This window comes from Pseudomonas rhizozeae, assembly GCF_031583775.1.
In the GTDB taxonomy this organism is placed as follows: Bacteria; Pseudomonadota; Gammaproteobacteria; order Pseudomonadales; family Pseudomonadaceae; genus Aquipseudomonas.
In genome coordinates, this window is record NZ_JAVLSB010000045.1 from 157650 (window position 1) to 177057 (window position 19408).

The 19408-nt window shown below is 62.6% G+C and carries 14 protein-coding genes; 4 read left to right on the forward strand and 10 right to left on the reverse strand.

Annotation, left to right across the window (positions count from 1 at the left end; all coding sequences use genetic code 11):
• Positions 1-257 precede the first annotated feature (257 nt).
• A complete protein-coding gene (locus RG836_RS15095; RefSeq protein ID WP_310846865.1) occupies positions 258-752 on the forward strand; it encodes a hypothetical protein in 495 nt (164 codons plus the stop codon).
• Between the two features lie 115 nt (positions 753-867).
• On the opposite strand, the gene RG836_RS15100 is transcribed toward RG836_RS15095, so the two are convergent.
• A complete protein-coding gene (locus RG836_RS15100) occupies positions 868-1089 on the reverse strand; it encodes a cbb3-type cytochrome c oxidase subunit 3 (protein ID WP_310846867.1) in 222 nt (73 codons plus the stop codon).
• On the reverse strand, positions 1086-2513 hold the full coding sequence (ccoN, locus tag RG836_RS15105; RefSeq protein WP_310846869.1) for a cytochrome-c oxidase, cbb3-type subunit I: 1428 nt from the start codon (positions 2511-2513) through the stop codon (positions 1086-1088). Before ccoN ends, RG836_RS15100 begins: the two co-directional genes overlap by 4 nt.
• A gap of 255 nt (positions 2514-2768) precedes the next feature.
• On the opposite strand from ccoN, the gene RG836_RS15110 reads away from it, so the two are divergent.
• Positions 2769-4442 carry a nitrite/sulfite reductase gene (locus RG836_RS15110; protein ID WP_310846871.1) on the forward strand — a complete coding sequence of 558 codons (1674 nt, stop codon included), beginning with the start codon at positions 2769-2771 and terminating at the stop codon, positions 4440-4442.
• Positions 4439-4927 carry a DUF934 domain-containing protein gene (locus tag RG836_RS15115; protein ID WP_310846873.1) on the forward strand — a complete coding sequence of 163 codons (489 nt, stop codon included), beginning with the start codon at positions 4439-4441 and terminating at the stop codon, positions 4925-4927. The genes RG836_RS15110 and RG836_RS15115 overlap by 4 nt, the downstream gene beginning before the upstream one ends.
• A 149-nt stretch (positions 4928-5076) precedes the next feature.
• On the opposite strand, the gene RG836_RS15120 is transcribed toward RG836_RS15115, so the two are convergent.
• Positions 5077-7437 (reverse strand): tetratricopeptide repeat protein, encoded by a 2361-nt coding sequence (locus tag RG836_RS15120; RefSeq protein ID WP_310846875.1) that lies wholly within the window; start codon positions 7435-7437, stop codon positions 5077-5079.
• 204 nt (positions 7438-7641) lie between these two features.
• Between RG836_RS15120 and RG836_RS15125 the strand changes: the two genes are divergently transcribed.
• Entirely contained in the window at positions 7642-8310 is a 669-nt protein-coding gene (locus tag RG836_RS15125) for a DUF3313 domain-containing protein (protein ID WP_310846878.1), read from the forward strand.
• A gap of 111 nt (positions 8311-8421) precedes the next feature.
• Here the strand turns inward: RG836_RS15125 and RG836_RS15130 are convergent, their stop codons facing one another.
• The 7 genes from RG836_RS15130 to RG836_RS15160 all read right to left on the reverse strand — a co-directional run bounded on the left by RG836_RS15130 (position 8422) and on the right by RG836_RS15160 (position 19407).
• Positions 8422-9405 (reverse strand): DUF3829 domain-containing protein, encoded by a 984-nt coding sequence (locus RG836_RS15130; RefSeq protein ID WP_310846880.1) that lies wholly within the window; start codon positions 9403-9405, stop codon positions 8422-8424.
• Positions 9402-11015 (reverse strand): molecular chaperone DnaJ, encoded by a 1614-nt coding sequence (locus RG836_RS15135; RefSeq protein ID WP_310846883.1) that lies wholly within the window; start codon positions 11013-11015, stop codon positions 9402-9404. Before RG836_RS15135 ends, RG836_RS15130 begins: the two co-directional genes overlap by 4 nt.
• 109 nt (positions 11016-11124) lie before the next feature.
• On the reverse strand, positions 11125-13641 hold the full coding sequence (locus RG836_RS15140) for a fused MFS/spermidine synthase (RefSeq protein ID WP_310846886.1): 2517 nt from the start codon (positions 13639-13641) through the stop codon (positions 11125-11127).
• Positions 13642-13783: 142 nt separating this feature from the next.
• Positions 13784-15373 carry an arylsulfatase gene (locus RG836_RS15145; RefSeq protein ID WP_310846888.1) on the reverse strand — a complete coding sequence of 530 codons (1590 nt, stop codon included), beginning with the start codon at positions 15371-15373 and terminating at the stop codon, positions 13784-13786.
• A gap of 73 nt (positions 15374-15446) precedes the next feature.
• On the reverse strand, positions 15447-16475 hold the full coding sequence (locus RG836_RS15150) for an HAD family hydrolase (RefSeq protein ID WP_310846890.1): 1029 nt from the start codon (positions 16473-16475) through the stop codon (positions 15447-15449).
• Positions 16472-17830 carry a hypothetical protein gene (locus RG836_RS15155; protein WP_310846892.1) on the reverse strand — a complete coding sequence of 453 codons (1359 nt, stop codon included), beginning with the start codon at positions 17828-17830 and terminating at the stop codon, positions 16472-16474. The genes RG836_RS15150 and RG836_RS15155 overlap by 4 nt, the downstream gene beginning before the upstream one ends.
• Positions 17827-19407 (reverse strand): VWA domain-containing protein, encoded by a 1581-nt coding sequence (locus RG836_RS15160; protein ID WP_310846894.1) that lies wholly within the window; start codon positions 19405-19407, stop codon positions 17827-17829. The genes RG836_RS15155 and RG836_RS15160 overlap by 4 nt, the downstream gene beginning before the upstream one ends.
• Position 19408 lies beyond the last annotated feature (1 nt).

The following is a 19408-nucleotide window of genomic DNA, read 5'->3' on the forward strand; positions in this document are numbered from 1 at the left end:
GATGAATAACCTGGTCGGTGGCCGTGGATGACACTTTGAGTTAATGACTGCGGCACTCACGGTGGCTACTGTCAGATCTGACAGTGGCGACGAATGGTGGTGTACTAGCTTGCGGAGCGCGCTAGCCGTGCCGGACACCGCCAGTAACGCCCGACCGTGCCGCCAACCAACCATCGACACAATTGACTTGCACGGCCGGCGTCGGCTTCTGCCATGCTCAACGTCCGCGACACCGCTCCTACCAAAGGAACACCGCAATGGACAACGTTCAGCAATTGGGTGAGATGCTTCGCCATTACGCAGACAGCGAAGCGCACAAGAAGCAGCAGTTTGAGAGCCAGGCGCTGGTGTGGGCCGCCCGCATCGGTGAGTTGTTCGACCAGATCCAGCAATGGCTGGCGCCGGTGCAGGCGCCGGGTTTGCTGGAGGTCAGGCGCGAGGCTTATGTAGCATTCGGGCCCAGCGTGCCGGTGGAAACTTCGACCTTCAAGACCGAGAAGCTGAGCATTGTGATCGCTGGCAAACCCGTGGAGTTCGTGCCGGATGTGATGGGCGCCGGCGGGCAGATTTCCCTGGCGGTGATGGGTTTGACCGCGGCGCGCTACGGCAGTATTTCCCTGGTGTGCCAGCCGCCGTCGACGAACTGGCAATGGCGCAAGACCAACGGTCTGAAAGACCCGGATACCTTCGCCTTCGATGCGAATTTCCTCGCCCAGCAGTTGCAGGGGTTGATTCCCCGCGAGCGTGGCTGATCCCCGCTGACGGGCATCCCGGTGGGAGCGAGCCTGCTCGCGAAGGCATCCGTTCAGTCAGCCCATCGGGGCCTGACACGGCGCTTTCGCGAGCAGGCTCGCTCCCACCCAGTCATTACATTTCCATATTGATCCAGCCGCGCTTGGGTTCCTCGGGCGCCACCGCATTAACCGGTTTGCCGGTGGCCGCCTCGACCCGACGTGCCACATCCGGGTCGTCGGCGAACGGCATCATGCTCGCCTCATCCAGGCTCTGGGCCGTTTGGTGGCGCAGGCAGTAGTAGATCGCCAGCCCCAGACTGAGCATCCCCAACAGATCCAGCATCAGGTCGATCATGCGATCTGCGCCTCGCGCTCGGCTACCTGCAAGTCCGAGACCCGCACCGTGCGCCACACGTTGTACGCCATCAGCAGCATGCCGCTGAGGAAGAACACGCCGCCGGCGAAGCGCACCACGAACCCTGGATGGCTGGCCTGCAATGCCTCGACAAACGAGTAGGTCAGCGTGCCGTCGTCGTTCACTGCGCGCCACATCAGGCCCTGGGTAATGCCGTTGACCCACATCGAGGCGATGTAGAGCACGGTGCCGATGGTCGCGAGCCAGAAATGCGCGTTGATCAGCGCGGTGCTGTGCATCTGCTCGCGGCCGAAGATCTTCGGCACCATGTGATAGGTCGCGCCGAAGGTGATCATCGCTACCCAGCCGAGGGCGCCGGCGTGGACGTGGCCGATGGTCCAGTCGGTGTAGTGGGAGAGGGCGTTGACGGTCTTGATCGCCATCATCGGCCCTTCGAACGTCGACATGCCGTAGAACGCCAGCGACAGCACCAGGAAGCGCAGGATCGGGTCGCTGCGCAACTTATGCCAGGCACCGGACAAGGTCATCATGCCGTTAATCATCCCGCCCCAGCTCGGCGCCAGCAGGATCAACGACATGGCCATGCCCAGCGATTGTGCCCAGTCCGGCAGTGCGGTGTAGTGCAAGTGGTGCGGACCGGCCCAGATGTACAGGGTAATCAGCGCCCAGAAATGCACGATCGACAGGCGATACGAATACACCGGCCGCCCCACTTGTTTCGGTACGAAGTAATACATCATCCCGAGGAACCCGGTGGTCAGGAAGAAACCCACCGCGTTATGGCCGTACCACCACTGCACCATGGCGTCGGTGGCGCCGGAGTACACCGGATAGGATTTGAACCAGCCCACCGGGATCGACAGGTGATTGACCACGTGCAGCATGGCGATCACCACGATAAACGCGCCGAAAAACCAGTTGCCGACGTAGATGTGCTTGGTCTTGCGCTGCACCACGGTGGTGAAGAACACGATGGCGTAGGCGACCCAGACCACCGTCATCCACACCGCGCCGCTGAATTCGATCTCGGCGTATTCCTTGGTGGTGGTGTAACCCAGTGGCAGAGTGACCAGCATGATCACGATCACCGATTGCCAGCCCCAGAACGTGAACGTCGCGAGCCAGTCGCTGAACAGCCTTACCTGGCAGGTACGCTGCACGGCGTAATAGCTGGCGGCGAATTGCGCACTGCCGGCGAAGCCGAAAATCACCAGGCTGGTGTGCAGCGGTCGCAAGCGGCCGAAGGTGGTCCACGGCAGGTCAAGGTTCATCTGCGGCCACACCAGTTGCGAGGCGATCCACACGCCCATCGCCATACCCACTACGCCCCAGAACACGGTGGCGATGACGAATTGGCGCACCACTTTGTAGTTATAGGCCTGTCCGATTGTTGCTGTGCTCATGCTCGGTCCTTCCACGGTTGCATAGGCTGGCCAGTCCACGGGATTTGGCCTGAAAGCATCGTAGAAAGCCTTTGGCGAACAAAACAGACTCAGAGAAAACTCATAGTTGCGGATCAGAACGCGGCTGCGTCCATCTGCCACAGGGTGATACGGTTTTTTACGGTTTAGCTGAATCTGTAATGCAAGGAGCGCACGGCTCATAGTCAACACCAAGCGATGTACCAGTGTTGTGCCTGAGCCCTGATGAGGTAACCGATGTATCAATACGATGAGTACGACCGGGCGCTGGTGTTTGAGCGGGTCGCGCAGTTTCGCGATCAGGTCGAGCGCTTCCTCGCGGGTGAGCTGAGCGAGGAGGAGTTCCTGCCGCTGCGCCTGCAAAACGGCCTGTACCTGCAAAAGCATGCCTACATGCTGCGCGTGGCGATCCCCTACGGCACCCTCGGCGCCGAGCAGTTGCGCACCCTGGCGAGCATCGCTCGGGATTACGATCGCGGTTACGGTCACTTCACCACCCGGCAGAACATGCAATTCAACTGGATCGAACTGGCCGAAGTGCCGGACATCCTGCAACGCCTGGCTGAAGTCAACATGCACGCGATCCAGACCTCCGGCAACTGCGTGCGCAACATCACCACCGAGGCATTTGCCGGAGTGGCGGCGGACGAGCTGATGGATCCGCGCCCGCTGGCGGAAATCCTTCGGCAGTGGTCGACCATCAACCCGGAATTCCTGTTCCTGCCGCGCAAATTCAAGATCGCCATCTGCTCAGCCGAGCAGGACCGCGCGGCGATCATGATGCACGACATCGGCCTGTACCTTTACCCCGGTGCTGATGGGCAGAAGCTGCTGCGGGTGATCGTCGGCGGTGGTCTGGGGCGCACGCCGATCCTCGGTTTGCAGATTCGCGAAGGCTTGCCGTGGCAGCATTTGCTGTCGTATGTCGAGGCGGTGCTGCGGGTCTATAACCGCCACGGTCGGCGCGACAACAAGTACAAGGCGCGGATCAAGATTCTGGTCAAAGCCCTGGGCATCGAGGCCTTCGCCAAGGAAGTCGAAGAAGAGTGGCAGTACCTGATCGACGGCCCGGCGCAACTCACCGACGCCGAGTACCAGCGCGTGGCCAGTGCCTTCGTGCCGCCGGTCTATCGCGAGCTGGACGATACCGACCTGGCATTCGGCACGCACCTGAGCGAACACCCGGACTTCGCCCGTTGGGTCAATCGCAACGTGCAAGCGCATAAGATGCCGGGCTACGCCAGCGCCGTGCTGTCCACCAAACCAGGGGCAGAAGCCCCGCCAGGGGACGTGACCGCCGAACAAATGGACGCCGTGGCGGATTGGTCCGAGCAGTTCGGTTTTGGTGAGATCCGCATCGCTCACGAGCAGAACATCGTACTGCCGGATGTACCCAAGACGCAGCTGTACGCTTTGTGGCGCGCGGCCAGCGCGCAAGGGCTGGGCTGCGCCAACGTCGGTTTGCTGACCGACATCATTGCCTGCCCCGGCGGCGATTTCTGTGCCCTGGCCAACGCCAAGTCGATCCCCATCGCCCAAGGTATCCAGGCGCGTTTCGACGATCTGGATTACCTGCATGACCTCGGTGATATCAGCCTGAACATCTCCGGCTGCATGAACGCCTGCGGTCATCATCACATTGGCAATATCGGCATCCTCGGGGTCGATAAAAACGGCAGCGAGTGGTACCAGATCACCCTCGGCGGCGCTCAGGGCAAAAACAGCGCGCTGGGCAAGGTGATCGGGCCATCGTTCAGCGCTGCGGAAGTGCCCCAGGTGATCGAGCGAATCATCGACACCTTCGCCTGCTATCGCGAGAGTGAAGAGTTGTTCGTCGACACCGTACAGCGCATTGGCCTGGAGCCGTTCAAGGAAGCGGTGTACCCGAAGACGCTGGAGGTCTCGGCATGAACAATCTGCTGCGGCTGCATCAAGGCGTCGCCACTTTGGTGGAGCACGACCCGTGGACCCTGGTCAGGGAGGGTGAAGCGACGGTAGGGGCGCTGATTCTGCCGCTGGCGGCGTGGCTATTGCGCCGGGCTGAACGGCCGGAAGAGAACCACGCCGTGTGGTTGGGGCCTGACGACGAGGTGGAAGGCCTGCGCCCGTGGCTGGCGCAGATTCCGCTGATCGCCGTGGACTTCCCGAGCTTTCGCGACGGTCGCGGTTATAGCCAGGCCTACCTCTTGCGTAGCCGACTGGGCTGGCAGGGTGAGTTGCGTGCGATTGGCGATGTGCTGCGCGATCAACTGAGCCTGATGCGCCAATGCGGTTTCGACAGTTTCGCCGTGCGCGAGGATAAATCCGCCGAGGATGCGCTCAAGGGCCTGGCCGGGATGAGCGTGCTGTATGGACGGTCAGTGATTGAACCGCGGCCGTTGTTTCGGCGGCGCTGACGATTGGGATCTGTGTTGGCTCTGTTGACGTCATCGCGGGCAAGCCAAATCGTCGCACCGTCGCGCGTTAGGATTCACACCCAATCAACCTGTGGGAGCTGGCTTGCCAGCGATGGCGGCCTTATGGGCACTACAAAACCCCAGGTCAGTCACTTCAACGCTGGATCACCCATGTTCATTTTCTTCCAGCCCTGCAACAACACCTGGGCCTTGGGTTCCTGGCCGTTCTCCAGGTAGAACTGGATCAGCGACAGCCGCGCATTGCGATTGGTCGGTTGCACTTTAAGCAAGGCTTCCAGTTGCTGGCAGGCCTGGTCGACGTGGCCGGCATCGTGCAGGGCCACGGCGTAGACATAACCGAATTGCCCGCTCTGCGGTTCCAGTTCGGTGGCTTTGCGCAGTGATGCGAGCGCCTGAGTTTTGTTGCCCGAGCGGATCAGCGCCAGCCCTTGGGTGTGATGCAGCAACGCCGCGTCCGGATGCGCCTGCAAACCCTGGTCGAGCACGGCCTTGGCCTCGTCCGCACGGCCATTGGCGCCGAGCCACTGCACCAGCGTCACCAGCGCGGGGTAAAAGTCCGGGTCGCGCAGCAATGCCGTGCGCAGCGACGGTTCCACCAACGTAGTGCGGCCACTGGCCTGGTATAGCATCGCCAAGTTGAGGTTGGCTTCAGCCCGTTCGCCGAGACTGTTTTGCACCGCCTCGTATTCAGCAATGGCGCTGTCCCAGTCGGCCTCGGCATTGCCCAGCGCGGTACCGGCGACACTCAGCAGATCCCGCGCCACGCCGATGCGCACGGCTTTCACCGGGTCCTTGAGCAGCGGAATCAACAGCGGCGCCCGTTCCGCCGGCGGCAGGAAGGCACTGATGGCCCGCGCCGCCAAATCGCGCACTTGCGGCGCCGGGTGAGTCAGGTCCTTGGTCGCCAGTTTCAGCGCCTGTTCGCTGGGGTACAGCGGCAATTCCGCAAGCAGCGTCGCCCGCTGAATCGCCGGCAAGTTGCTGCGCTGCAATTGCTGATACAGCGCGTCGGCGGCGCCAGGCTGACCGCTGCGGATCAGCCAAAGGCTGTCATCGTAGCGCGGTGCTTCGAGGGGCAACGAATTGGCCGACCACAGTTTGAACTGCTCGGTGACCTTGTCCCCGGCCTTGCCCTGGTGGCAGGTCAGGCAAGCATCCGGCGTGCCCAGTTTCTTCGCCCGTTCCGGGTTGGGAATGCTGAAACTGTGGTCATGCCGGAAGTCATTACCCATGTAAAACTTGCCGGGCATGTGGCAATCGATGCACTGCGAACCCGGTTGGCCCGGCGCGTGGCGAGTGTGCTCGAGGCTGTCGTAGTTCTTCGCTTGCAAACCACGCCCATCGACCGTCTCGACCGCGGTTTTGCCCGCGGTATTGTGGCATTGCAGGCAGACGCCGTTGCCCGGTGCCTTGAGTTGATTGCTGTGCGGGTTGTGGCAATTGCTGCAGCGCACGCCCTTGTCGAACATCTTGCTCTGGGCAAACGAGCCGTGTTCGAAAACCTCGTCCTTGATCTTGCCATCCAGCGCATACAACTCACGGGTCAACACGCTCGGCAGGTAATCATCCATCAAGCGTTTGCCAACGGTGTAACCATCCCCCAGCGGCGCGCGACGGGCGTGGCAGCGGGCGCAGGTTTCGATTTCCACCGTGGCGTTCTTGTCCTTGAGGTCGACGGCAAAACCGGCGTGGATCAGGTCGGTTTTCTTGGCGGTCCACTCCAAGTGATTGGACGCCGGACCGTGGCACGCCTGGCAACCGACGCCAAGGCTGTTCCACTGACTGTTGAAGGTGTTTGTCGCCGCGTCGAAATTGCGCTTGTAACCCGTCGTGTGGCATTCGACGCACATGAAATTGGCGTTCTGGCTCGGCTTGCTCCAGTGCAACGGGTTCTTGAAATTCACTCCCTGGCCCGGATACAGATGAAACCAGCGCTGCTTCTCGGTATCCCACGCCACGCCCAGGGCCTGCAAGCGACCTTCACCGACTTCGATCAGGTACTGCTGCAACGGCGCGATACCGAAGGTGTACGCCACTTTGAAATCGGCGGGCTTGCCGTCGATCCCAGGCGTATTGACCCAGAACTCATTGCCCTTGCGCAGAAACCGTGTGGTCTCGGTTTCCCCTTTGAAACTGACGTTGTCGAAATCCCCGAGCATCGTATCAGCGGTGGCCGGTTGCATTGCCAATTGGTGGTGCGAGCCTTGCCAGTCCTGGGCCTGTTGTTGGTGGCAGCCCTGGCATTGCTGCTCGTCGACCAAGGTTGCGGGCGGTTGTCTGGCGGGCAGGGCGGCAGGCGCCGCGACCTTGGCGATCGGCGCTGGCGCCGGGACCAGCGGCGGCATCGGTTTGCTGCTGCCGAGGAAGAACCACAGCCCGGCGAGTACCAGCAGCAACACCGTGGCAGCGACAGGGTAGAAGTAGCGAGTCAACGAAGGAGAGCGTGAATCTGGGGCGGGTTTGACGACTTTTTTAGTGGGCTTGCGCATTGCGACTTCCGATGTCCGAGTGCGTTGGCCCAGTGGGCGCGCTTGAGGCTGTATGCAGCTTTGCCGCATGACCGGCGTCTGTCAAATGCGCGGTCGCGCACGGGTATGAATATTCCGTGTCGGCCCGGCAAGTCGCTGATTGTTGGCTATAACTAAGGGTCTGGATTTCCTTCCCGTGGTCGGCTGTCTGACAGGAGTTAGCGCATGAAACTTGCCTTAATGATGAGCACCTTGTGCATTGCCTCGCTCGGGGTGGTGGGGTGCGCCAGCAAAGTGGTCGAGCCCGACCAATATTCAGGTTTTCTCAAGGACTACAGCCAACTGAAAGAGGCGAAGTCACCGTCCGGCGCCGAGGTGATGCGCTGGGTCGATCCGAAACTCGACATCAGTCGGTTCACCAGTGTCTACGTCGAACCCACGCAGCTGTATCCCAAGCCACAAGCCACGGTGAAGATCCCGCAAGCCACGCTGAACGGCATCACCGGTTATTACGACCAGGCGCTGAAACGCGAAATCAGCAAGTCGCTGCCATTGGCGGCGGGCCCTGGGCCAGGGGTGATCGTGGTGCGCGCGGCCATTACCGCGGTCACTAGCAAAACCGAAGGTCTCAAGCCCTATGAAGTGATCCCGATCGCCTTGGTGGCCGCCGCCGTCAGCACCGCCAGCGGCATCCGTGATCAGGAAACCACCCTCGCCACCGAAGCGGTATTCCTCGACGGCCGCGACAACCACGTGATCGCGCAAGTGGTGCGCAAAGGCACCGGCAAACCGCTGTCCAACGACTCGCAAGTGATGAAAGCCGATGACGTCAAAAGCGTGATCGACGGCTGGGCGGCGGACATGCACCAGTCGTACCTGAACCTGAAGAAATAATCGTCTCCGTGGGAGCGAGCCTGCTCGCGAAAGCGTCGGTCAGCCAACTTCAATGCTGCATCTGATGGCCTCTTCGCGAGCAGGCTCGCTCCCACAGGTTTTGCTGTGGGGTTAGAAATTCACCCGTGCCAACCGGTTGTAGTGGCTGATCATCGAATCGTAGCCGCGAGTGATCGCGTAGTAATCGGCGCTTAGGCGCTGCGGTTCAGCCTTGTTGCGCCAGTCCTGGTCCAGTGTCCGCAGGGCATCGAGGTATTTCTGCGTCGGCCCGGACAGCTCGTTCCACAAGTAACGCGCGTCCTCGCCGCTCTTGCTCGGTAGCAGGCTCCTGCGAAATTGCTCCTTGGCCTGCCAGGCCTGTTGCAGTTGCTCGGTGGTCGCGGTCAGTTGTGCCGGGTTCAGTGATCGGTTTTTGACCCCGTCGCTGACCAGGTTCAGCGTGTCCCGCGCCTGAATCATGTACGCCAGCAAGTGCCAGTGAATGTCGTGGCGCAGTCGGCTCTCGATCAACGACAGTTGCCCGCGACGCTGCTCAAGGTCGAGCCGTTCGACCTGTTGGCGTAACGGGTTCGACGCATTGAAGTAAGCCTCGGCCTGGGGTTGCCACAAGTTGTCGCCGATCGCCGCCGCTGGCCCGCCGGCCGCCGAGCGTCTGCGCTGGTATACATCAATGCCGGCGGTGAGCGGCGCCACGTCTTTCAAGGTTTGCACATACTGATCGGCGAGCGTCGCCAGCGGTAAGTCGTACTGCAGAATGTTCAGTTTGTCGCTGATCCGCGTCGAGCAGTAATCCGCTTGCAGCGTGCGCAACTCATTGGAACTGTCATCGGCGAAATCGCGACTGTCGGCGATCCATTCCTGTACCGATTGTTTGCTGCGCTGGGTGGCATAGGCCTCATAGGACAGGCGCCAGCGCACGTCAACCCGGTTCAGGCATTCCACCAGCGGGTTGAGGGCGTTGGCCTGCGCGGTGAGGGGCGCTTCGCGGTGATCCAGCCACAGGTCGACCCGGGCAATCGGTTTGCTGGCGCCGGCCAGGCCCATCAAGGTCAGCATCAGCACTAGACCGACGGGTAACAGCCAATTGGGGGTCATCGGCGATTCTCCTGTGGGTACCACTGTTCATCGGTGGCCGGGGCGTTGCATTCGGCGGCGTCAACCGGCATTCGGCTGCACAGGCGCTCGGCCCAGGCTTGCAGACCCTGGTTGCGGTTCACCGAGCCTTGGTTGGACATCACTTTGGCCACGCCCAGCCCCGCCACCAGCAGCAACACGCCGACGCCGATGGCAATGCGCGTGAGCCACGGGCTCGGGCGTTCCCAGGACAACCCCGGGGTGATATCTCGCCGTCGCAGCAGCCCGACACCGATCACCAGCGTCAGGTAGGTGGCGCCCGCCACGGACCCGAGCAACACGCCCAGCGCCACACTGAGGATCAGTGTCGGTACAGCCTCGCGCAGCAGTCGGAACGGCGGATCGTCCGGGCTGAATCCCGGCAGCAGGCGCCCGCTCAAGCGTTCGTCCAGCGTCCACCACGGGTGCACCAGACGTCGGGTCGCCCAGTCGAGCGCTGCGCCGCCGGCCCCGAACAACAACGACCAGAACACCGTCACGCCCAACAACTCACCGAGGCGAATGCCCGCCGGCGCCTGATTGACCGCGGTGCCGATCAAGCAGGCGAGGACGATGCCCAGGTACATCGGCCAGGCGTCGAAATGCGGTTCCCAGTCACGCCAGAAGAACGGCGTGCCGCCCGGCATGTCGGCGCTGATTTGCGGGTGGCTGGCGTACAGCTCGGCGCTGAGCGTGCGGCAGGCGCTCCAGTCGTCGAGGTCGAAGCGCCGCGCCATCGCCCGGCGCTGACGAAACTTCATGGGCCCCAGCAGAAACCGCGCCGCTCGCCGTTGCGCGGTGGACGGTGGCTCCTGCGCCAGTTGCCGCTGCAAGGCAATGAATTGTGGGGCTTGGTGTCGACGCAGCAGGCGCTCCCAATCCTGTTTGCTGCAGCGATTGTCAGGCCCCGACTGCCAGCCTTGAGCAGCGCACACCGCCTCGAAAATCTCCGCCGACCAATGCGGACTGTCCAGCAACAGGCGGGCCAGCAAGCGGTTGAACCAGGGGTGATGATCGAGGCTTTTAAGCCAAGGCTGTTGCTGATAGCGCCGATAGAGGCGCAAAAAGCGTTCAGGATGGGCCAGCGCGTCGCGCAACTGTGCTTCGACACTGGCCTGGCGTTGTTCCACCAAGACCTCGATAAGGTATTCCGGCAGCGCCAGCCGTTGCCACGCGGTGAGCCACTGGAAGCGTTCCATGCACCATTCCACCAACGCTTCCGGCTCGTGGGTGTGCAGGGTGCAATGGCGCAGCAGCGCGGTTTCGAAGTCAGCGGCAGTGCCTTGTTCGGTCGCCTGTTGGTAAGCCTGTTCGACCTGCTCCAGGCTCATCTGGGAAAAGCCCTGAACCACCGTCGGCCGCTCGATCAGCGTCACGCCACCCTCGGCGTCCGGCTCGATCGACCAGCCTTCGAGGTCCGCCGCCTGTTCCAGGGAATGCCAGGCCAGCGCTTGCTCATACGCCTCGCGCAAGCGCTGAAACCCGACCGGATCCTCGTCCGGGCGGGTCTGTTTAAGTAATTTGGCGTATTGGCGCTTGATACTGCGAGTGTCGGCATCATCTGGCAGGCCGAGCAGGGTCCAGCAACTCATTTCGTGTGCAACTCCATGAAATCCTTGGCATCCATCAGTGGTGGCACATTGATGTCGCGCAGCCTACCTCTTTCAGCACAAAAAGTCCTCTATGCAACGTCCGCCACTGTCACTGGCCTCCAAACCAGCGGAAGTACGGATTGCCGCCGTCCCCGGCCATCACCTCTCGCATGTCCCGGGCCCAGGCGTCGCGGTCGCCATCGTAGGCATGCAGGCTGGCACGGTAGAACTGCATCAGGCGTTGTTGGTGAGTGGCCATGCGGGTAGTGAACAAAGCGTCGGCATTCACCAGCGGCGGCGCACTGCGCAGGTCGAGCAGTGCCGGCAGCACGCGGGTGATTTCCTTGGCGCGAACCCAAGGCGCGTATTCGATGCGTGGCCAGTCATCGGTGACGGCCGGGGCGTCGGCGGCAAAGCGTTGCAGCCCTTGGCGATCGGTGACCCAGGTGGCGAGCAGTGCCGGAGCCGAGCCGACGCCAACGTCTTGCAAAGTGCTGCGCACTGACTCTTGCTGGAAGCGCCGAGTGATCCGCGCCGCATCCAGTTCGATCGGCTGCAGCGAACCCACCAGCAGCATTTCGTGAAACTCGCTTGTCCACAACGTCGCGTAGGGAAAGACATCCAAAAAGCTGCGCACCAAGGCGCGGGAATCATCGATATTTTGCGTCGGCAGCGGCAGCCACTGCGCGACCAGGCCTTGAGGCTCGAGGCGACTGGCCGCCAACTGATAGAAATCCCGGGAGTACAGATTGACCACGCCGGCGGCGGAGGGCGGCGGTGGCTCCAGGGTGATCAGGTCGTAGCGTTGCGTGTTGCGCAGCAATTCCTGGCGGCCGTCGCGCAGCCGCACGTCGACGCTCGGATCGGACGCGGCGTTGAAATTGCCCTTGAACAGCGGCGCTGCTTGCACCACCGATGGCAACAGTTCGGCCACCACTCGCTGCTCCAGACCCGGATAGCGGGTCAGCGCACCGGCGGTGATACCGGTGCCGAAACCAATCACCAGCGCCGAGCGCGGTTCGCCGTTGTGGATCAACAGCGGCAGCAACGCCTGAATCCGCATGTAGCGCAGCGACGGCATGGCGTCGCCGGTGTTCGACACACCCTGAATGTACAAGCGCTGAAAGCTGTTCTGCCCGCGTCCCTGAGTGACCACCGCCACGGTGCCGCCGCGACCTTCGTGGTAATACGCCAGTTTGCTGTTTTGCGCGCCAGGCAACAGGCCGGCAAATTTGTCCACGGGAGTCAGCCACGCCACGACAACCGACAGCAGCGCGATAACGATCACCCCGTGACGTCGACCTTTTTTCACCCCGTGGCCCTGGCGCACCGCGCAGTAGCCGATGGCCGCCGCGATGATTGCCAGCAGGCCCAGGGTGCGTACCAGACCCAACCAAGGAATCAGCAGGAAACCGCAAAGCATCACGCCGACGATCCCGCCCAGGGTATTGAACGCCACTACAGCGCCGACATCCTGACCGATGTGCTCACGGCCGACGCTCAAGCGCAGGGCCAGGGGAAACGCCGCGCCGAGCAGCAGGGTCGGCACGAACACCATGCACAGTGCAGCGACCGCGAAGCGCGTGCTCATGCCCAGCAGTTCGCTGGCGCCGAGGCTGAGCACCCAGGCTTCGGCCACACTCTGGGCGAGCACCAGCCAACGGCCGAGCACAGCGATTTCCAGCAGCGCAATCAACCCGGCGCCGGCAATCAACAGCCCGAATACACCCCACGGATCGCGAATCCGCTCAACCCGCCGAGCAAGCAAGGCACTGCCGAGGAACAGGCCGGTCAGGTACGTCGCCAGCACCACGGCGAACGCGTAGGTGCGGGTGCTCATGAACGGCACGATCGATTGCGACCACACCACCTCATAGCCCAGCGCCACGCCGCCGGCGAGCGAGTACAGCCATAGCGCCAGGCGATCCGGGGCTTTGCTCGACGCCTGCCTGGGCGCCGCTTGAGGCGAAGTCGGCTGAACCCGCTGAAACCACAACGCACCGCCCGCGGCCAAAAGATTGAGCACCGCGGCGGCAATGGCACTGCCGCGTACGCCGAAGGTTGCAATCAGCACGAAAGCTGCCAGCAGAGTCCCGGCAATGGCGCCGGCAGTGTTCGCCGCGTAGAGCAAGCCACCGGCCTTGCCCAGTTGCTGCGGATCCGCCGCCAGCGAACGCACCAGCACCGGCAGGGTCCCGCCCATCAGCAACGCTGGCACGCCAACCAACACGAAGGGCAACACCCAGGCTAGTAGGCCGACGTGTTGCTCTAGCCAGGCGAACGGACTGGCGGCCAGGCTCATCGCCATCGTTGCGCCGACGCCGATCAACGCCACCAGCACTTCCAGCCCGGCGTACAGCCGCACCGGACGTTGCAGCCGATCGGCCCAGCGCCCGAACAGCAGGCCACCCAGCGCCAGGCCGGCAAAAAATGCACTGATCCCGGTGGTGATCGCATACACCTCGACCCCCACCACCAGCGACAGTTGCTTGATCCACAACACCTGATACACCAGCGCGGCGGCGCCGGAAATGAACAGTAGTAGAGCCGGGATCAACAACGCATGACGGGCGAGGGGGCGCGCGGTGGGGAAGGCCGAATGCTTGCTGGCGACGCGTGAGGACATTGCGGGGTTGCCTTGTTTCCGGATTGGAGAAGGTTTGTGGCTGTGGTGGGCCTATCGCTGGCTTGCCAGCGATGGCAGCACCCCAGTCCCAAACCAAAAAAATAAGTCCGCCCGCCAAACACGGCGAGCGGCGATCCAGCCTTTACTGTGCGGCCGGTTGATTCTTCATTTTCTCGGCAATTTTCGCATCCACCGCCGCGCGGATCTGGTCGATGCTGAAGCTGGCCGGTTTCTGGCTCGGTGGGTATTCGATGAAGGTTTCGAGGAACTTCGCCGATTTGGTCACCGCGACGCCTGCCAGGTAGACGTTCTTGGTGTTCCAGTCATAGAACTGGTCCGAGACAACGTCCGCCCGTTCATACGGGTCCATACGCAGGTTGAGGATTTTCGGCACCCGCAGACACACGAACGGTTCGCTCCAGACCCGGAACCCGCCCGGTTGGCGTTGCTCGCAGAACACCACTTTCCAGTTGTCGAAGCGCATCGACACCAGCACCCCGTCATCGTTGAAGTAGTAAAACTCTTTACGTTCGCCCTTCGGCTGTTGGCCGGTCAGGTACGGCAACTGGTTGTAACCGTCCAGATGCACCTTGAAGTTGGTGCCGCCGGAAGTCGGCGCCCAGCCCTTGAGCAGTTTGTTCTTCACATCCGCATCGCCCGCGGCGGCGAGCAGGGTCGGGAACCAGTCCATGCCCGAGAACATCTCGTTGGAGACTTCGCCGCCCTTGATCTTGCCCGGCCAGCGAATGATCGCCGGCACCCGGTAGGCACCTTCCCAGTTGGAGTTTTTCTCGTTGCGGAACGGCGTGGTCGCCGCGTCCGGCCAGGAGAACTGGTTCGGCCCGTTGTCGGTGGTGTAGACGACGATGGTGTTGTCGGCGACTTTCAGGTCGTCGAGGGTTTTCAGCAGTTTGCCGACGTCGTTGTCGTGCTCGATCATCCCGTCGGCGTACTCGTTGCCAGGCATGCCGCTCTGGCCCTTCATCGATTCGCGGACGTGGGTGAACACGTGCATGCGCGTGGTGTTCATCCAGACGAAGAACGGCTTGTCAGCCTGAACCTGTTTCTCGATAAACGCCTGCGCAGCGGCGGTGGTTTCGTCGTCGATGGTCTCCATGCGTTTGGTGGTCAGCGCGCCGGTGTCTTCGATCTTGCCGTCGGCGAAGCTGTGGATCACCCCACGTGGCGAGTTGGCCTTGACGAACTCGGCGTCATCCTTCGGCCAGTAGGGGCGCTCGGGTTCTTCTTCGGCGTTCAAGTGGTAGAGGTTGCCGAAGAATTCGTCGAAACCATGGGCGGTGGGCAGGAATTCGTCGCGGTCGCCCAAGTGGTTCTTACCAAACTGGCCGGTGCTGTAGCCCTGGGACTTGAGCGCCTGGGCAATGGTGATGTCCCGCTTTTGCAGGCCCACGGGGGCACCGGGGATGCCGACTTTCGAGAGGCCGGTGCGCAGTGGGGTCTGCCCGGTGATGAACGAGGAGCGACCGGCGGTGCAACTGTTCTCTGCGTAGTAGTCGGTGAACATCATGCCTTCTTTGGCAATCCGGTCGATGTTGGGGGTCTTGTAGCCGACCACGCCCATGGAATAGGCGCTGATGTTGGTCTGGCCAATGTCGTCGCCGAAGATCACGAGTATGTTGGGCTTTTCGGCGGCTCCGGCGGTCGCCGAAAGCGCCATTACCGATGCCGCCACCAAGGCGAATTTCGGTAACCAGTTACGTATGCGAGTCATGTGACTTGCTCCTTTTGCTCACTACGTCGCGTGGTGCGACAAACGTTTATTGCGGTCCTGCGTCACGCTTTTGTTATTGCACTTGCTCGGTAGCGGCTGGCTCGAAGGGGTAGATCCGGCGCCAGTCCTGCGCCATGTCCACCAGCGTCCAGCCGCGGGTTTTCGCTTCGTCCAGGGCTTTGTCCAAGCGGCCGACTTGCGACTGTCGGTCATAGGCCCATTCCCGTTTGGCGTCGGTGTGGTGCACCAGGCCCATAAAGCGTTTGCCGGGCCCGGCGGCGGTCCACTGGAGCATCTGCAGGTCGCCGTCGGAGTTGCCGAAGGCGAGGATCGGCCGCCGACCGATGAGCGCGTCGATGCTCTCCGGTTTGCCCGGGCCGTCGTCGTTGTGCGCCAGTTTCGGCGTGCGCACGATCGAGGCCTTGCCGTCCTTGAATTGAAACGCGGTGACGAACGTGGTGCCGATCACCTGTTCCGGCGGGATGCCGTAGACCTTCTCGGCGAAGGCCCGCATGAACGCGGTGTCGCCGCCGGAGACGATGTAGGTCTTGAAGTCCTGGCTGCGCAAGTAATCGAGCATTTCCAGCATCGGCTGGAAGATCATCTCGGTGTACGGCTTGCCGGTTTTCGGGTGGCGGGCCTGGCTCAGCCAGGTCTTGGCGTATTCGTCGAAGGCTTCGGTGGTCATGCCGGTGTGGGTGGCGCCGAAGATTTTCAGCACGCCCTCCAGACCCGTTGCGGCCAAGGCCTTGTGATCGTTTTCCAATACCGCTTTAAACGGCTGGGTAGTCTTCCACTCCGGGTGGTGCGGCGCGTTGCGCTTGACCTCGTCGAAGGCAAACAGCAATTCGAAGTACGCCGGTTGCTCGCTCCATAGCGTTCCGTCATTGTCGAACACCGCGATACGCTCGGCCGGTCTGACGAAGTCTTTGCTGGTTTGGTCGGTGACGCTCTGCACGAACTCGATGATGCTTTTTTTCGCCGGCCCGTCGTTCCACGACGCCAAGGGTTCGTTGGCCTGGGCCAACAGCGGCAGGCTCAGGGCCAGGGTCAACAACAGCATCAGGCCAGGGTGCGAGCGAAGCGGAGTGGGCAGCGTCATGGGAAGTCCTTCTCGTAAACGGGATTCAGCGGCCGCAGGGCCGAAGGTCGTGCAACAGTGGTGCGTGATTCGGCCTGTCGATGAAGCGTAGCCAAGGATTGCTTGAACGACCGCAGGGGCTGGTCATCGGCTGACTGGCGGCCGTACCGCGCCTGTAACAGCTGTTGCGCGGCGGGGCCGAGACCGGCAACCCTCAGACCCAAACGGCTGCGCCGCGCCCATATGTACAGCGCGCTGAGTTGTAAGGGGTGGCCATCGAGCTGGCCGGGAATCTGCCGCCAGGCGTAATCCGCCGACTGTCGCCACGCGGCCTGGCGCGCGTCGCGGCGCTGGCGCCAGGACTGTCGAACCTGTTGCCACCAGGGGCGGGCGAAGTAACCGAGGGCGAGCAGTGTCAGCAACAACATCGCCGCGCCGATTAGCCACTGCGACAGGTGCAAGTGATGGCGCTGGCCCAAGCGCTTCAAGTCTTCGTTCAGGGAAAACACCGGTTGGCCGCTGGAAGCGGCGCTGGCTTCGAAGGTGATTGCCGGCACCTCGGCGGTATCGAGTTGCCGGGTGCTGGCGTTCCACCATTTCACCCGGATGGCGGGCAGGCTGTGCGAGCCCGCGCTATCGATGCGGTAAGTCACCCGATCCATGCGCTGGCCACCGGTAATGCTGCCGCGACCGTCGCCCAGGTTGCTGATCTGCGGGGTGTTCGGGTATTGGCTCAGGCCTTTGACGGTCTCGAAGGCTGGCGCCGGCAGGGCCATGGCCAGCGCGCCGTCGGCTTGCAGGGTGACTTGGCGGGTGAGGCTGTCGCCGACTTTCAACTCCGTTGTTTTAGACAGGCTTTGCGTCAAGCGCAGGGCTTGCGCCACCAGCACCGGTTCGTCGGGCGCGAAGCCGGGTGGCTGGGTCGCGTCGAAGTACAGCGGTTGGCTTTGCGCAGCGAGTTCCGCGCTGGCCTGGCCGGGTGTGGCGCGCACGGTCAGCGCCGGGATGTCAAAGCCTTGGGCCTGATTCGGGGTGATCAGGTAACGGTAGCGCAGGCCGCTGAAGGGTTTGCCGTCGAGGGTCTGGTTGAGGTGCTCGGCTTCGCCATTCGGCGGCAACACCAAGGCGCCGGGAAGCTTCACGTCGGGCAGGGTGGCGGCGCTGGTGAACCAAGTGTCGGTGAGCACATCGACCTGCAACTCGACCACCGAGCCGACCATGATTTGGGTGGTGGGTTGTAGATGGGTCTGGACTCGGAGTTCTGGAGTGGCGGCGTGGGTGCAGGTGCTGACTATCAGCAGGAAAGCGGCGCCGAGTTTGGTTGAGGCTGACAGGACCTCTTCGCGAGCAGGCTCGCTCCCACAGGGAATGCTCATGGCTTGCCCCCACTTTGATCCTGCAAACTGAACTTCTGCCTGAGAAACTTCGCCGGGGAGGTGGTGAGGTTTTGCAGCCACAGTTCATCCGACACTGCTTGCGGGGTCTCTATCGCCTTGCTTTGGCCCTTGCCGGGGGCCTTGTCCATTTTGATCTCGTCGGGTTTGACCTCCGGCGCGTTCTGCGCGGCGCTGTCGGTGTCTTTTTGCAGGGCCGTCGCCAGCGCCAGATTGGCCGTGGCTTCCGGGAACTGTGCTTGCAGCTTCAAGGCCTGGGTATATGCGGCGATGGCTTGCTCGAACTTGAAGCGGCGCACGTAAATATTGCCTAGGTAGAAGTACGCCTGGGGCGTGTCAAGTCGGGCGAAACTGGCCAGCGCCAGATCGAAATCGGCAGCCTGATAGGCGGCGATGCCCTTCCAGTATGGGTCGACAAACTTCGCCGCCGCTGCCGGGTAATGCTGATGTTCGAAGGCCCAGCGCCCTTGCTGGTCCGCAGTGAAGAACGCGTCGGCCAACGGGCTGGCTTGGACTGGCGACGAGGGAAGGGACAAACCCACCGCCAGCAGCCACGCCGCCAGCCAGTTCAGACTCCAGCCCTTGCGCACGCTGAAAAACCCCAACAGCAGCAACGGCCAGCACAGCCAGTAACCGGCGTCTTTCCAGTGCAGTTCCTGCTGCTCGGCACTGGCGGCCTGAAAGTGCTGTTGCGCGTGCAGTTCGATCCAGTCGAGGTCGTCAGGGGTGCCAGTCAGGCTGCCCAGCGGCGCGTCCACGGCCGAAGCCAATTGTTTGAGCGCGGACTCGTCAAAACTGCCCAGGCTCGGCCGGCCATTTCCATCGAGGCGCGGCTGACCGTTGGCGCCCTGGACGATCCCGCCATCGCGACGGCCCACCGCCAGGATCAGCACTTGCAGCACGCTGTCGCTCAGCGCTTGTTTGACCTCGGCCAATTGCCCGGTGTCGGCGCCGTCAGTCAACAGCACCAGGGTGCCGGGACTGTGTTCCGCCGCCAGCAGCCGTTGCGCCTGCTTGATCACCGCAACCAGGTCTTTCCCCGGTTTGCCGATCAGATCGGTGCCCAAGGCCTGGATGAAGGTGTCGAGCAGGGCCGGATCGTCGGTGGGCGGCAGCACCAGGTGCGCGCTGCCGGCGTAAGCGATCAGCCCGACGCGGGCACCGCTGCGCCGTTGAATCAAGTCATGCAGTGTGTGCTTGGCCGCTTCCAGGCGGGTTGGCGCAATGTCATTGGCGTCCATGGAGGGCGACAGGTCGACCGCCAGGATCAGCGGCGCGCGGTTCTCCAGGAAGTCCGGGCGATCCTGCTCCCAGGTCGGCCCGGCGGCGGCCACTGCGCCGACGACCAGCAACGCGCTGAGCAAGTGCACCGGGCGCAGGCGCTGGTGATCTTGCGGCGTGATCAGCAAATGCGGCAGCAAGTGCTCGGCGATGTTTGCGCGCAGTCGCCGTTGCAGGTCATGGCTGCGGCGCCAGAGCAACGGCAGTGCGCCGCCGAAAATCACCAGCAGCAACCAGTAAGGGCGAAGGAAGTGCAGGTCGCTGAGGTTGATGTCCATC